The sequence below is a fragment of the Oceanirhabdus sp. W0125-5 genome (assembly GCF_027938815.1).
Taxonomy (GTDB): domain Bacteria; phylum Bacillota; class Clostridia; order Clostridiales; family Clostridiaceae; genus Oceanirhabdus.
In genome coordinates, this window is record NZ_CP115913.1 from 3,518,462 (window position 1) to 3,533,512 (window position 15,051).

General features: G+C 29.3%; 13 protein-coding genes. 6 read left to right on the forward strand and 7 right to left on the reverse strand.

From position 1 onward, the window contains the following. Nucleotides 1–1,053: 1,053 nt before the first annotated feature. The 6 genes from OW730_RS16290 (at nucleotide 1,054) to OW730_RS16315 (ending at nucleotide 7,065) form a co-directional block, all read left to right on the forward strand. Entirely contained in the window at nucleotides 1,054–1,437 is a 384-nt protein-coding gene (locus tag OW730_RS16290) for a hypothetical protein (RefSeq protein ID WP_271225109.1), read from the forward strand. Between the two features lie 382 nt (nucleotides 1,438–1,819). Beyond that, nucleotides 1,820–2,599: a carbon-nitrogen hydrolase family protein gene (locus tag OW730_RS16295; protein ID WP_271225110.1), complete on the forward strand. Its 780-nt coding sequence runs from the start codon at nucleotides 1,820–1,822 to the stop codon at nucleotides 2,597–2,599. Between the two features lie 327 nt (nucleotides 2,600–2,926). After that, nucleotides 2,927–3,331 (forward strand): hypothetical protein, encoded by a 405-nt coding sequence (locus OW730_RS16300; protein WP_271225111.1) that lies wholly within the window; start codon nucleotides 2,927–2,929, stop codon nucleotides 3,329–3,331. A gap of 532 nt (nucleotides 3,332–3,863) precedes the next feature. Continuing rightward, nucleotides 3,864–4,211: a hypothetical protein gene (locus tag OW730_RS16305; protein ID WP_271225112.1), complete on the forward strand. Its 348-nt coding sequence runs from the start codon at nucleotides 3,864–3,866 to the stop codon at nucleotides 4,209–4,211. A gap of 491 nt (nucleotides 4,212–4,702) precedes the next feature. Continuing rightward, nucleotides 4,703–5,992 carry a leucine-rich repeat domain-containing protein gene (locus OW730_RS16310; RefSeq protein WP_271225113.1) on the forward strand — a complete coding sequence of 430 codons (1,290 nt, stop codon included), beginning with the start codon at nucleotides 4,703–4,705 and terminating at the stop codon, nucleotides 5,990–5,992. 266 nt (nucleotides 5,993–6,258) lie between these two features. Next, nucleotides 6,259–7,065: a hypothetical protein gene (locus tag OW730_RS16315; RefSeq protein WP_271225114.1), complete on the forward strand. Its 807-nt coding sequence runs from the start codon at nucleotides 6,259–6,261 to the stop codon at nucleotides 7,063–7,065. Between the two features lie 131 nt (nucleotides 7,066–7,196). On the opposite strand, the gene OW730_RS16320 is transcribed toward OW730_RS16315, so the two are convergent. The 7 genes from OW730_RS16320 to OW730_RS16345 form a co-directional block, all read right to left on the reverse strand. Beyond that, complete coding sequence (locus OW730_RS16320; RefSeq protein WP_271225115.1) at nucleotides 7,197–7,412, reverse strand: DUF2922 domain-containing protein; 216 nt, start codon at nucleotides 7,410–7,412, stop codon at nucleotides 7,197–7,199. Nucleotides 7,413–7,497: 85 nt separating this feature from the next. Further along, nucleotides 7,498–7,782, reverse strand: coding sequence for a DUF1659 domain-containing protein (locus tag OW730_RS16325; protein ID WP_271225116.1), 285 nt, complete (start codon nucleotides 7,780–7,782; stop codon nucleotides 7,498–7,500). Between the two features lie 36 nt (nucleotides 7,783–7,818). Continuing rightward, nucleotides 7,819–7,980 (reverse strand): YvrJ family protein, encoded by a 162-nt coding sequence (locus OW730_RS26945; protein ID WP_271225117.1) that lies wholly within the window; start codon nucleotides 7,978–7,980, stop codon nucleotides 7,819–7,821. Between the two features lie 63 nt (nucleotides 7,981–8,043). Continuing rightward, the gene (locus OW730_RS16335) at nucleotides 8,044–8,547 is read right to left on the reverse strand and encodes a sigma-70 family RNA polymerase sigma factor (RefSeq protein ID WP_271225118.1); all 504 of its coding nucleotides are present in this window, start codon (nucleotides 8,545–8,547) and stop codon (nucleotides 8,044–8,046) included. Between the two features lie 74 nt (nucleotides 8,548–8,621). Then, nucleotides 8,622–9,431, reverse strand: a complete 810-nt coding sequence (locus tag OW730_RS26855) for an HNH endonuclease (protein WP_333781224.1) — start codon at nucleotides 9,429–9,431, stop codon at nucleotides 8,622–8,624. A 62-nt stretch (nucleotides 9,432–9,493) separates the two neighbouring features. Further along, nucleotides 9,494–10,429, reverse strand: coding sequence for a reverse transcriptase domain-containing protein (locus OW730_RS26860; RefSeq protein WP_333781225.1), 936 nt, complete (start codon nucleotides 10,427–10,429; stop codon nucleotides 9,494–9,496). Between the two features lie 3,344 nt (nucleotides 10,430–13,773). Next, complete coding sequence (locus OW730_RS16345) at nucleotides 13,774–15,027, reverse strand: helix-turn-helix domain-containing protein (RefSeq protein ID WP_271225119.1); 1,254 nt, start codon at nucleotides 15,025–15,027, stop codon at nucleotides 13,774–13,776. Nucleotides 15,028–15,051 lie beyond the last annotated feature (24 nt).

Below are 15,051 nucleotides of genomic sequence, written 5' to 3' on the forward strand. Positions count from 1 at the left end.
CTACCCTTAAAGCCCAAATCCTATAAGGAAACTTTGGACTATCTTTAACCATGCTTCACATCGTTAAAACTAGTCCAAAGTATTGTATATTTTTATATTTTGATAGGGCAGTTGTAATAGCATGTCCACCCTAACAATTCTTCCTTTTAAGTATTTCTTTCAGATTGAATAAATCTTTGGCTAGATAGTTTTTTAATCTATTCAATAAATATCATGATTTAATCATCTATATATTATAGTGTATTATACTGTTCTTTAATTTCCTACATTCTATACCGCTATTATCCCTATTGTAATTATTGAAACATTAAATTCATCACTGGAAAATCAATATCGCACCCAGAGGACAGGCAGATTCAAGAAGAGATTCTACCATAGGAGAGTTTTACGCTTCTCTTCAACCTCACCTATGGAAAAATCTCTAACTTTCATCAAAGCCTTTCCACCAGGTACCCGCTTGACTAGCCCTGAGTAGGATATTTTATATAACACGAAATACGATTATATGAATTATTTTTAAAACAATATTAATGAAAGGGCTGGTCCATTGATTTCATTAGGGTCACTTCTCTGAAGTCTTTATAGGGTAAAGCTCTGTGGGTCTTAATCTATATGGAAGTTTTGGACAATCGCTTATCCAAAGCCCTATTTTATTCCCTCCCCCCATCCCATACTCATGGGTATTCCTTTGGGGTCTTTAAAGGGTGGACTTGCTCCTGGTACAATCAATCACGGACTAGCAACTAAAGCTGCTGTTCCATAGTTGAGCACCACAAGCAGGTCCCCCCTTGTTTTCTAACAATATTATTTCTAAATGTAACTTTTCAATATCCTTTTAACGATTCACTATTTATTTTTAATCAGTTTATATATTGTAGATTATTACTTATTTGATTTATAATTTAATAGGTAAGTTATGTTTATAATGAGCAGTTAAAAAATAATACTTGATTTGTGAGTTTCAAAAATACCATAGTTATGCGAAAGAAGTGCTGTATATAACAAAATTATAGAAGATAATGATTATGAAAAATCGTTTAAAGGATGTGTAGTATGGATAAAATACAACTTATGCCATTGCGAATACCTAAGGGATTTGCAGTTTGCTATAACAAATTTTATGACATAGAACCAATAAAATCAGAAAAATGTGATAATCTTATTGAAAACTGGGACTATTTTACCCAAGATATTTTACAAATCATAAAAATGGATTTACGGAAAGGTGTTTGGTATATTCCTAAAGAGCACCTAATTATAGATTTAGGATGGTATCCTGATTCATGTCCTGATGGAATGTATGGACTTGAATTATCAGTTGTGAGAGAAGATCATAGTTGGGACATAATTGAACAAAAAGAATCGAGAGATAGATTTGAAATACGAGATACTATAGAAAGATGGTTGAATGAAAATTCAGGAGTGAAAAAAACATAAATAGAAGGAAAGTCAACAATCAGAAACGTTATAACTATTAATTATACTAGTATCCATTAGGATAATAACAAGAAGTTAAAGTATATAAAAATTTATTTAAAAGAAGTGTTGAAATGAATGCATTTCTATACGTCATTTGAGCTTGAGTTATTTTAAATAATCCACAATTTGCAAAAATTAAATAAAATTATGTTATAATGTTTCGTAATGTAATCATATTATGCCTTAAGAGAATGGTTGAATATGGTATAATTTATTTGAAGTGCGTCATAGAGAGGATACAATGACTACTACAAAGTAAGCATTCAAGGAATATTCTGAAATGTGCATTGTTATCTGACATCTATAGATAGTTTTAATTCACATATAACTAGGAGGTTTTATGGATTTATCAGTGGTTGTAGCCCAATTTCCAATAACATTTAATATTGATAGTAATTTAAAGTATATAATTTCAATTTTAGAAAAATCAGAAATAGATGATTTAGTTGTATTACCTGAGGGAGCACTATCTGGTTACTCTGATGATATTTCTTTTCTAGAAAATATTGATACGCATAAACTGGAATATGCAATGAAACAACTTAAGAACGAGGTTTTAAATAGAAAGATTCACCTGATATATGGCTCATGTATTTTTGAAAATGGTAATTGGTATAATGCAGGTATATGCTATTCATATACTAGTAAAGATTTTACATACAAAAAAATAAATTTAGCAACACATGAAAGGGGTTATTTTCAATCTGGAAATGAACTACCAGTGTATGAATTATTTATTAAAAACAGTATAGTACGTATTGGAATTCAACTATGTAGAGAGATAAGGTTTCCAGAGCAGTGGAGATGGCTAGCATTAAAAGGAGCAAAAGTATTTGTATATTTAACAAATGCAATTAATGGAAGTGATATTTCAGTATGGAGAAGTCATCTTATTAGTAGGGCTGCTGAGAATATAAGATTTCTTATAAGTTCAAATAATGCAAATAAAAATCAACATTGTCCCACTATGTTAATTTCTCCAAGTGGTGAGATAATTGAAGAAATAGTTTCAGACGAAGTAACTGCTTTTAGAAGGACAATAGAGCTAGATGAGATATCAAATTGGTACATAAATCAATGCAGAAACGACGTTATTAAATTGAGTGAGGGTGAATGTTGATGCGGATAACTCTCCACAGTAAAAGTAAAATTTTATGTTGATTGTAAGAGTATTGGAAAATATGAATTAAGTGATAAAAGAAGATTGATAAATATTGTTTTATTATATTTATTTTCAATAGAATATACGAATTGAATAATAAAGCAGTTTAGTGTTGAGTAGAAAATACTTAATGCTGCACAAAATAACTCTTATAACGAAACAAATATCACTATCTAAATCCCCAGATTTTAATCTAAGGGTTTCTTTTTATTGATAATATAATATCAACTTTAATTTTTAAACAGAGACAAACATTTATAAGACATTTTGAAGGAGTAAAATTAAATGGTGAATCCAAAATATAAAATTAAAATGAATCGATATCCTGAAAATATTATTTTAGAAGCATGGGAGAAAGCAGATAAAACACAAAAAATAGTATTAATTGATTCCTGTGAATTAGATTTTTCTATTGAAATAGAAGGATATGAAAACACTAGTGATGATGTAGTAGTAAGTTTTTTAATGCTTATTAGAGAAATTGATAATATAGTACAAGAATTTTGTAAGACTTCTTTTCAACAAGGTAAATTTGATATTCGAAATTATATGGTTTCTCTTGAATGGATTGATTTTGAGACAGACAAGGTAGTAATGGGATATTGGGGTGAATTTGTAAATATAGAATTAAGAGCGATATTTTCAATGAAAAATGGTGTATGGGAGAAAAGCGATATATATTATCAGTAATTTTGGTTAGAATCTAGTAATTAGATTCTAATTATATACTTAAGTAATAAATTACAATTTGTCTGTTCGAACAAAACTTGCACAATGTGTAGCTCAGTTAATCCATATTTTCTAAATTTGTGGCACTATCATATTAGAGATTTAGTAAATATTCATAGTTATTAACTTCCCATTATTCATATAATGAGCTTTCTTACATTACTCGAAACAAATCTACAACCCCTATTCTTTAACAAAAAAATTAAACCAGCAGTTATCAAACCAACGGGTTCACTTTTGAGGTGCAATTTTAAAAATATCAATAGATTTCACATTTAAAATCACCACAACTAGAAACGTGGTGGTTTCTTAGTTAATAAATATACTATTTAAAATTATAATATATTTCACTATCAAAATCACAGCATTAATAAATTTATTAACGTTGTGATTTTTCATGCGTTTTTATAGGAAAATATTCTATAATATTAAGTATAGGATTATATCATAATAGTAATATATTATGTAATAACTTAAGAATAGGAGAATAGGTATGGATACTGAGTATTTAGTTATGCTAGCTATTTTACAACTACATAGAGGAAAGAGTATAAAACTTGTGGATGGTATATTTTTGGATGTAGCAGGTATAAACGATATTAGTATAGAAGATGCGTTTTATTATATAATAGAGAAATGTACTATTAATATGAGCATTAAGGATTTAAATGATAACATTAACCAACTCATGTCAAAAGGTTTTTTAAGTATTAGAGATGGGCGATTATGTCCTTCACTTGGGATAATACACTATTTTGTTGAGATATTGCAATATACAGATGATATTAATGAAAGTTTGCAAATGTTATCAAGGCGAATGGACAATATGGAGAATAAATAATCAATATATTTGTTGCACATTCTTCTTATATTATGCAGTAAAAGAGCAATAAAACAAAAGGCTGTAAGAACTTTTCTTACAGCCTTTTGTGATTTCAAGGTGAAATTTAGTGAGAATTTGCACATGAAAATCAGAGTGAAATCAGTTTTTGAACCTCAAAAGTGAACCTGTTGGTTATCAAACTGCTGGCTTTCTATAATTACTGAACCGCTACTTCAGTTTCAGTTACATCTATAATCTTAGCGCCCTTTTTCTTCTTTAAAGATCAACTAGTTGAATATAATACATCCTGAGTAATAAGCTCATCCATAAGAGAATTTACTTCTGCATCTGAGATGTCTTTATAATCCCAAATATGCACAGTATTCTATAACTCTATTTAATTTTAACTATAAAAAGTGCCTATAATATTACAATGAATATCACAAAAATATTTAACAAACAATAAAATCAAATCTAATATTATAACAATAAAAAAGGGTGTAGAAACGATGAAAGGAATTAAAATATTAATACCAAGCTTAATTCTACTATTTACAATCTCAGTAACAATTCCATTTGCTGAAGCTTCAAAAACTGTATTTAAGAATGATATAGTTAAATTTGAGGACGATGCCTTAGAAGAAGCAATACGAAAACATATAAAAAAACCTTGTGGAGATATCTTTAAAAAAGATGTTGCGATAATAAAAAAACTCAGCTCGCAAAACTCTGACATTAGAAATATTTCTGGAATAGAAAATTTAACAAATTTAACTTCACTAGATTTAGGGCTTAATCGAATAACAGATATATCTCCTTTAATTAATTTAACTAGTTTAACCTATATAGCCTTACATAGTAATCAAATAACAGATATATCACCTTTAAGTAATTTAACTAATTTGACCTACTTAGCCTTAGATTATAATCAAATAGCAGATATATCGCCTCTAAGTAAGTTAACCGCTTTAAATTCGTTATATTTATGTAAGAACCAAATCATAGATATATCTCCTTTATGTAATTTAACTAGTTTGACTTACTTATACGTAGGCTATAATCAAATAACTGACATAACACCTTTAAGTAATTTAACTAATTTAAATGGTGGCTTAGGCTTGTACGCTAATAAAATAAGCGATATATCGCCTTTGGGGGATTTTACTAATTTAAAGAGTTTATCTCTAAGAAATAATCAAATAACAGATATATCACCTTTGAAAAAATTAACTAACTTACGTTATTTAAGCTTAAGTGATAATAAAATAAGCGATGTATCGACTTTAAGTAATTTTACGTATTTAAGTGAGTTAGATTTAGCTAGAAATCAAATAACAAATATAACACCGTTAAATAATTTAACCCATTTATCTAAGTTAAATTTAGATAAAAATCAAATAACAGATATTTCGCCTTTAAGTAAGTTAAGCTATTTATATAAGTTACATTTAGATAAAAATCAAATAACTGATATATCACCTTTAAGTAATTTAATTAATTTGTATTACTTATACTTATCCAGTAATCAAATAGCCAATATATCAACTTTAAGTAGTTTAACCTCTTTAGACGAGTTACATTTAAGTAAGAATCAAATAAAGGATATATCTCCTTTAAATAATTTAACTCTCCTGACTCACCTAGACTTAGCCAACAATCAAATCATAGATATATCCCCTTTAAGTAATTTAACCAATTTAAAAGAGTTGTACTTAAAATGTAATCAAATAACAGATTATTCTGCAACTAAATCTTATTATGATAATTTAAAGGGTAAAGATTTCCAATTAAGTATATAAGAAAATTTATTACACTTATACAGTCAATATTCAATTTCCCATTATTCTTAAACATGCAAAAATTTAAAAATGAGAATCATATATATTTAACTAAATATATAGAAAGCTCCTGAATTTTCAAGAGCTTTTCATAATGATTTTGATTGCGATTTTTAATTAAAAACTTATTGTAAAATCTCAATTTGCACCTCAAAACTGAACCCGTTATTCAAACTAAGAATAGTTTTTAAATAATATAATAAAGTATAACCGAGGTGATTAACTAAATGTTATTTAAATTTATTTCTTTAAGTTTAATTAGTTGTTTAGCGTTACAAAATTTTGCAACACCTTTGGATCAATGCATTTATAAAAATAATACATATGTAAAAGATGAAGGAACAAGTGATGAATATTATAAGTTTTCAGATGAAAAGTATAAACTAATAGCTTCCTTACCAGAAAAAAATATAAAATTATATGCAATACGAAGTTGTGATTATCCAGGACTATATACTAAATTCATATTAAAAATTAAAGATGATGTACGAAATTTCTATATAGGTTGGTATAGCCTTACAAGTCCATACCAAAATCCTGTACTTATATTAAGTGATGTGAATAATGATAAAATTGATGAACTGATTATAATTTCTACTGTAGCAACTGGAACGGGTTTGCGTGATGAAGAGATACATATAATTAATATAAATCCACTTGAAACTCTCGACTATAAAGAATATTTTATAGCTAACCCATTAATGATTATTAAAGAAAAAGTTACAACAAAAATAACTAAAAATGAAGATGGTTTATTGGTATATTTTAAGATTAATGGCAATGATTATACTGTTAGAAAAGACAAAAAATTTGCTGAATATTTTGTTCCAGATTCTTATGTTGTTTTTACTAGTGGTGTTGAATGGGAAGTTATTAATGATAAAATATATGCCCATGCTGATGCAGGATTAATGGGAGTAATCTTGGGTAATATAGTTATAGAATATAAATATATTCCTCAAAGTCAAGTCTTTAATGTAGATAAAATTTATTTTGACAAGGATAAAAGACCAAAATTTAAATCCAATTATTGATATTATCCTATCATACATAATATAACTCTTTTGTTCACTATCTGTGATAAAGAAAATATACTCATCCTCAATATATATCGAGTCATTATTTACAAAAAAAACCAGCAGTCAAATCGACTACTGGCTTGTTTCTACAGAACCTCTACTGCTGTCTCAGTCACATCTATAATCTTAGCGCCCTTTTTCTTCTTTAACGATCCACTAGTTGAATAGAATGCATCCTGAGTAATAATCTCATCCATTAGAGAATTTACTTCTGCATCTGTGATGTCTTCACGAACTTCATTGATAGTTAAAGTAGTTACCTCATCACTTGATGTTACAAACTTCATACTAAGTTTTTTCATGGTTTTCTCTCCTTTCATAATTTACTTTAGGCATTTTTAAATAAATACCCTAGCTGAGTAATTCTACTCAATTTCATCTTCTGCTTTAAGCATTGATCAACATATTATCATTTACTCTCTGTACTGCCTTCAATTCATAAGGTAATACAGAAGCAATTTTAGCACCTATTGCATAAGCAGCTTCATCTGTTGCATCAATTTTTAGCTTTGAAAACTTAAAGTTTCTTAAGTCGTCAGCTCCTGAAGGTTTTAAACCTACCTTTACAGTTATTACTAAATCACTATCCACTCTTGTGTTAGTTACAGCCATGATTATCACTTCCTTTCTTTTAATTTCATATGTATATATGCTCTTTCTGATTAATTTCACATATAAAAAAGAAATAGGCAGCAATTTTTTTGCCACCTATTTCTCTTGGTTTCCTACAACGGTAGTTATAACGACTGTGAGATCTGTGATAGATTTATTGAGAGCTTCAATTTTCTTCTCAAATCTGACGAGTAGATATATACACACTGCTATTGGGAACCCCACTGTACTAGTTAATCTAACCAGTTCCTCGTACATAGTGGCCCCTCCTATCCGTTACAGTATTACTATAAATACATTCAATTATATATATGTAATCTTCTATGATTTTTCATGAGTGTTTAGAATTTGTTCTAGTTTCCTTAAAATTTGTGTTTTTTTATGCATTAAAGTACGATATTTAATATTGTTGCTCTCAGCATATTCTTTCATGTTTCCTTCATTAAAATAAAATTCATTAATAATATTCCTATCATCTTCTGTTAGATTATCTAGTGCTTCATAAAGCTTTTTGACTTCATCATATGCAATTATCTGATCTTCAATAGTTAAACAATAATCTTGGGCATCTTTTTCTAGAATTGATTCATCTGGTATTTCTCGGAAGTGTCTGATGTTTCCTCTTAGCAGATATCTTATGTTGTTTCTTATTGCATTAATAGCATACCCATTGAATGAGTTCGAGTTAGGTTTATATAAATTTATGCTCTTTATGATTGTTAAGTACCCATGCTGGACTATGTCTTCAAATTGGTAAGATGGGATTCTGTACTTTGATGCTTCATTAATAAATATGGATAGGTAACTCTTTGAAGTTATCTCCAAGCTTTCCCCCCATTCGCACCGTACATGAGAGTTTCCTGCTCATACGGCGCTCCAACAAATATTCTTTTCTTTAACTAAATAACTGAATTTCCTACTAACTTCCTTAATGAATTGACACGTTTTAAACCTTTATTGTCTAAATTCAACATTTTCATATACTTCTCTATGGTTTCCTCTTTAGTACAGTGTATAAGTTTATGTACTCCATTTTTAACCCATAGTAAGTTTTTATATTCATCAGTTCCACCTAAAAATTTAGGTTTCTTGTGATGACATTCCATATCACCTATCTCTAATTTTTTACCTGTTACATAGCATTTACCTCTTTGTCCAGCTATTAACGAGATACGATTGTCATTGTACTCGGTGCTTTCATTTTGGTTTACATTATTCAATAGGTATTTGATTAAATGGTTAAATCCTTTTAATTTCTCATGTTGTTTTACTCTGCCTTCTTCTGTAAAGTTGCAGATATCTTGTGAAAAATTCATAGGTGGGTCTGTTTTACATTTTCCTATTGGAAAAATTGTAATTTCAGCCACAGTGAAATATTTACCATTATAATCCCCGTAGAGTTTTTTAAAAGTTTTAGATATCTTAGGTCGTTTGTTCATTACTTGTCTAAGTCTGCATTTTAAGGTTTTCATAACTAAGAATTTTATTTCTGCAAAATCCAAGCTTGATAAGGTAGCCATTTTGTAGTAATTATGACTTCCTAAAATCATTGAATTTAATTTTGATACTTCTTTTGTGGTTGTATTTTTCTGTACTTTTATGATTTGTTCTTTAAGTTCTTTTGTAGTTTTCTTTTTGGCTTTATCAGTCATTCTACTTTTATTAACATATCTGTTACCTTTTAGATTGACTTTTAATTTTATACCCAAGAATTCAGTATAATTTCTCCTTAGATTGGTTATCTTAGATTTATCATTACTGATTTCTAAACCTAACCTTTCCTTAAGCCATTGTTTGACGCTATAAAAATTTTCTGTGCAGTTCTCCAGTCTCTACAGAATATTTTAAAATCATCAGCATAACGTACAATCCACATTTCTTTTAAATTAGAATTCTTTAATACTCTGTGCATATTACCTACATTAGCATATATATTATGACTACTATACGACTCCCATTGAGAACTAATCCACCAATCAAATTCATTTAATACTATATTGGATAATAATGGACTTATTATCCCCCCTTGAGATGTTCCTTTTGTCGGCATTCCAATTCCTTGAATTTCTGATTTTAATATTTTGCCCAATATTTTTAGCAGGTTTTTATCTTGTATTCCCATAAACCATAATTGATGCATTAATTTATTGTGGTTTACGTTATCAAAGAAACCTTGTATATCCACATCAACTACGTAATGTAATTTCATTTTCCACATTACAAAGTTTGCTCTTGCTATTGCATGTTTAGTCGACCTGTTCGGTCTAAAAGCATAGCTATGATTATGAAATTTAGCCTCACATATTGGTTCTAATATTTGTTTAATACATTGTTGTATTATTCTATCATCAATACAGGGTATTCCTAGTGGTCTTGTTTTACCATTAGGTTTAGGAATTTCAACTCTTCTTACACTTTTAGGTGAATAGTTATTTAGTTTCTTTTTGATATGTTGTATATAGTTATCAATACCCATTTTTTCAATGAATTTCATGTTTAGATTGTCAATTCCAGGAGTAACAGAGCCTTTATTCCCCTTAATATTACGATAGGCTAATTTTATATTATTATCTGAGCTTATATGCTTCATAAGTTTCCTGAATCTCAGGTTGTTTGTACTATCTGCATATAACTCATCAAAGACTTCTTGCATATCATAATATTCATTGTTCCTTAGTTTCTGTCTCTTCATTAGTCTGCTTTCCATTAAGTCAGTATTTTCCTCCTAGTTATCCTATTTGGATTTCCTTCTCTTAGTCTTACTCGAACCTTAATATCATTCAGTATTTAGTTATCAAAGAACACTTGTCTAGTGGCTATCCCTCCACTCCTTATTATTAGAGTTTCATTGGTACTGTGCCACCACTTTCACTTAGGTTAAGATAAGTTATACTTGTTAGTTTTCCTTATCACTACTTCATAGGTAGTAAAACCTTCATATCCTAAGTTTACCTTGTTCCGTTATTACTATCTGTTCATATATCCTTAGGTCGTTGGTTTGAGCCTGTAAGCTTGATAGTGCCTTTAACACTATATGAGTTTTCATAGATTAAAGTTTTACTCACCCACACTTACAACACATTATGTGTCCTATTCATTTCTAAATAGTCAAAGTTTAGACCCGTACATTCCCAACTTTGTCAGTACATTAAATACATCCTAACCATAGATATTTTATAGACCCTAGCCCTATACTACTCGACCACCTCTGGTTCGGTTTTCGTGTAGAAATTTCTCTACTTACGGTAGATACTAGGCCTTTTAACGAGCTCCTAACAATATTATGTTTACTCATATTACTGCTAGTCGTATCCTTTGAGAAGGCATTTCAAGGCGTTACCCTATCATTCTACCTATCGTAATAACAGTTCTAATCGTTATTGATTAGGCTAGTTTTGTTTTCTAAACCTACATTTAGATTTTGTCTAGCAACAAGTCGCACTAAATCCTTTATATTTATCAATTATTATCTTTGCTGCTTCATTATCTCCCTCTTTCGCTTTTAGGACTAACTCCTCAATATTATCATTCATATTTTTCAATTTAGCTTCTATAATAACACCTCCTATAAACTCTTAATAATATAAAGTCATTTAAATATATCATGATTTTATGTTTTAATTTCAAGTTAGAACGTCTCGCTGTGTCTATACTTTAATTGTAATATATTTCCTATTAACAAACAAGTGTTCTGTAAACAGTATGAAATTAATTTATCTTTATTAAAAATTTTTTTTAAAATGAAAACCTTAGGGTGGACCTGCTTGCAGTGCCCAAGTATGGAACAGTCTATAGGAATAGCTAGTCCATGATTGGAAGTACTGGAAGCAAGTCCACCCTTGTTTGACCCCAAAGGAATACCCTTTAGCCCTGGGATGGTGGGCGGGATAAGAAGTCAATATGTTTTTGGACCAGTTTTAAAGGTGCGAATTTATGAGCTCTTTTAAAGTTGGTCCAAAACTTCCTTATAGATCTGACCCTCAGAGGCTTTCCCCAGAAGGACCCAAGAGAAATGACCCTAGTGAAATCAATGGACTAGCCCTGTTTTCTTGTTGTATTATAATAATCCTTATCATGATACATGTTTATATTCAAAATTTATCTTCCAGTGCTTGTCAAAGCGGGTACCCAAAGGATTGGCTTTGATGAATTATAGACTTTCTTAGATTTTAGAGGTTGGAGAGAATCGGAAAACTCTTAAATCTTAGAAAGCCTTAATGAATCGCCTGTCCTTAGGGTGCGAAATTGATTTCTCTTTTTATAAGAATTGTATATACTACTAACACTAATACTGATATAACTTTATATAACTTTTTAAAATAAGTAATGGGATATTTAAATATAAATTTTTTATAGTATACTTTAATTTATACATATCCCAAAATCACAGCGTATCAATGTGTTTAAGGTATGTATAAGTTTAGTTTTGTACTTAAAACCCTATATAATAAGTTGAGAAATATTAATGATATTGTACATAATTATTTGTTTTCAAATATGGGTTTCAATAAGTAAAATAATATGCCTTGTAATATTGAAAAAAGGAAAACAAAGGAGCTTGTCTGTTAATGAACAGGCAAGCTCCTTTGTTTTCCTTCCCCTTGAGGGGTTGGGGTGATATATTTTCTTTGTTTTGGACAAGTTTTAAGTGTACGAAGTTATGAGTTCTCTTAAAGTTTGTCCAAAATTTCCTTGTAGTTTTTATAATTAGCAGCTTCAGTGGAAATTGATTTTATAATAGAAATATCAATGATACTAACAAACATTTGTTGTTATTAAATTTTTACTGGTGCTGCTGCCCTTTGGACTAGTTTACCTTCTGCGTATGAAGTTAGGTTTATTTTGGCGCTTAGATTAAATACCTTTTCTTCTGGTTAAATTATCGCAGATGGTAAGTTTGTTCAAAGTATCCTTATAGATTTTCAAACACAGCTTTTCACACCAGGAATGAACTTGTGAGTGTTGATGTGAAGTGCTGTGTCTGAGATTTTTTGTTAGACAGTTATTATACGTGCTGTTGCTAATGTCCATACATTACCATTGCCAGAAAGTAAAGACTTGTCTATAATGGTATTAATACAATTTGGAGGTGAAAAGTATGATATTTTCATTGATTCTAGAAACATTAGGATTTAAGCTAGTTATCAAATATTCTTCTAAGAAGTAATATTGATAGCTCCCTGATTATTTCAGGGTCGCTTAATTACAAATAGAACAATAAAACAAATATCATGACTTTCACAAACGGATAAACAGTGTCATATTATATGGCACTGTTTTTTTTATTGTTTTTTACTTACTTTTTCATTATTTTTTATTAATCAAATCCATCTCAAATCCTATTCTTTCGTTGATTTATACGACTTTAACACCATTAATAGGTAATATTGATGATTAAAATTATGAATTTTTATTTCCATTTTTAATCACCGATTTTTTTCTTAATATTTATTTTAATTTTATATAAAGGATTTAAATTAAAGTCACCAGCTTATTTTTACATAACTGCAAAAATAAGCACCCGAGGGTACTTAAATAAATTAGAATGGTATGTAAATTTCTTGTTGCTTTATCTGATATTTTTATTAGATATGTATTTATACGTAGGTTTGATTTTCTAGTTAATTACATCTTTTTACAAATGCCTGTCACCCTAGTGAGGAGGTTTACCGACGAACTTGTTCGTTTTAAGACACAGCTTTTCACACCAGGAATGTAGTGGATGGGGTGAAATGCTGTGTCTGTGAATTTCAATTAACAATGGTTGATTACTCATAACCTCTTCAACCTTAACAATTTTAATTATTTTCTATTTATTTTTTCAAAATTCAACATCTTAACTCGACAGGTAGCAGTCACCTTGCAAGGTGACTGTTAAGGCACACTGCTTGCTTCTAATTTAATATTTCTTGACATTCCAACTGATTTAGCAAGAGTTTTTTAATGCGCCATATTCCTTGACTATCCTCATGATACTCAACGTACCTTGCGTAGACATGAAAATAACTTATGCTGTTAGATAGTGTTGTTTTTATAAAATTAATATTGCTACTACTCTATTAACTCTTCATCCATCTTTTCATAAGTACCCCATAAAACTGGTATTTCAATCCCCATATTTTTTGCGATTTTTGTTCTATGCCTTCCATTTTCATAATTACTTCCATTATATATCTTGATATTATCAGATGCGTGAATTTCAAAATTACTAAATATGTATGCGTATCTATATATATTTTCTGATTCTTCTCTATACTTTTCATAAAACATTTTTCCATGTTCAGTATACTTTTCTTTAAACTCATAAAAACTTTTTAAATTTCTGAACTTGTCATCAGTTATCTTTCCAATTATAAATTCTCTAGCTTCCCAGGATTTCATTATACCTTCACAATATGAACAACCATTATCTTCATTAGGAACAACATCGCTTTTCATTGGACAGATACCTTTTTTATGCTCTTTGCACCTACAATCGCTATTACTCCTAAAAAACATATTAGGTAAGTCTTTAGCTTTCATTATTCTTCGATAAAGCCTATTTCCTCTTTTTTCTTTAATCTTGAAATGAATGTTTTCAGATCTAAATAACTGCTTTCCTTTTTCATTTATTTCTACATATTCGTTCGGATAGTAATGAAATATTCTAAGGTCTTGTTTTGAATCTCCCATCTTCTTTTTTATCTTAATCACTAACTCTTCAAATTCTTCTGGAAAGTCATATGCTAATATATTTACCCCAAAATCTTTTATCAACATAAGCCAGTATCCACCTTTCGTCTCGTCTCCACTGTATATCTCGATCCAACATTGCTTCGGACTAGACTCTATACTATATGTATATATAAATGCATTGGGTTGACACTTATTATTATATTTAAGAGCCTCTTTTTTTAATAAAGAATACTTGAAGTCTAGCATCTTTTCAACAATACTATTTGGATTATCCTCTATATTCCCAAAATATTTTTTATTGAATTCATCCCATATATCATTCATCAAATAAAGAAATATTTTCATTTCTTTATCGATAGCCCTTTGTGCGTTGGGAAAATATCCATATTTACTTATAGCTTCCGACATACTTTCAATATCTCGCTCACTTTCTTTACGCATAGATTTTATTTCTTCATAAATCTTATCTGTATCTTGAGCATAACATTTGCTTAACTTTTGTATATCATCCATTTCTAATTGACGTCGTCCGCTCTCAAAATCTCTTAAATATTCTTTTGAAATACCAACTTCTTTACTTACATCACTAATAGTCTTTCCTATGTCACATCGCATTCTTTTTAGTCCCATCCCCTTACCTCCTTTTACTAAAAA